This window comes from Pseudomonas sp. HMWF006 (genome assembly GCF_003061205.1).
In the GTDB taxonomy this organism is placed as follows: Bacteria; Pseudomonadota; Gammaproteobacteria; order Pseudomonadales; family Pseudomonadaceae; genus Aquipseudomonas; species Aquipseudomonas monsensis.
Genome location: NZ_QAIU01000350.1, coordinates 4,249 through 5,050, shown reverse-complemented (window position 1 = coordinate 5,050; position 802 = coordinate 4,249). Strand labels below are relative to the sequence as shown.

The following is an 802-nucleotide window of genomic DNA, read 5'->3' as shown; positions in this document are numbered from 1 at the left end:
CTACCTGCCTGAAGCACACACCGACTTCGTGTTCTCGGTACTGGCCGAAGAGCTGGGCGCGGTCGGTTCGCTGTGCACCGTTGCGCTGTTCGTGTTCGTGTGTATTCGCGGCATGTACATCGGCCTGTGGGCCGAGAAAGCCAAACAGTTCTTCGCCGCTTATGTGGCTTACGGTCTGTCGTTCCTGTGGATTGGTCAGTTCCTGATCAACATCGGGGTGAACGTCGGCCTGCTGCCGACCAAAGGCCTGACCTTGCCGTTCCTCAGTTATGGCGGCAGTTCCCTGGTGATCTGCTGCGCCTGCCTCGGCTTGTTGCTGAGGATCGAGTGGGAGAGTCGAACCCACCTGGGCAGTGAAGAGATGGAATTCCATGAGAGCGACTTCGCCGAGGAGCCGAACCATGGGCGCTAACGTATTGATCATGGCCGGCGGCACCGGCGGCCACGTGTTCCCGGCGCTGGCCTGTGCCCGCGAGTTTCAGGCGCGCGGCTACACCGTGCACTGGCTCGGCACACCACGCGGGATCGAAAACGATCTGGTCCCGGCGGCCGGCCTGGAACTGCACCGCATCCATGCCACCGGTTTGCGTGGCAAGGGCAAGCTGTCGCTGCTCAAGGCGCCGTTCATGCTGCTCAAATCGGTGTGGCAGGCGCGGGCAATCATTCGTCGGCTGAAGCCGGTGTGTGTCGTCGGCTTCGGAGGTTACGTGACCGGTCCAGGCGGTCTTGCCGCGAAACTGGCCGGTGTGCCGGTGATCGTTCACGAGCAGAACGCCGTGGCCGGCACCGCCAATCGGTTGCT

Annotated in this window: 2 protein-coding genes; both read left to right on the top strand. The window is 62.7% G+C overall.

The features are described from left to right. Positions 1 to 412, top strand: a 412-nt coding sequence (locus DBR24_RS32180; RefSeq protein WP_256591478.1) for an FtsW/RodA/SpoVE family cell cycle protein, incomplete at its 5' end; no start/stop codon positions are given. Continuing rightward, positions 402 to 802: glycosyltransferase (locus tag DBR24_RS32175; protein ID WP_256591476.1), on the top strand; the 401-nt coding region annotated here is incomplete at its 3' end. The genes DBR24_RS32180 and DBR24_RS32175, both read left to right, overlap by 11 nt.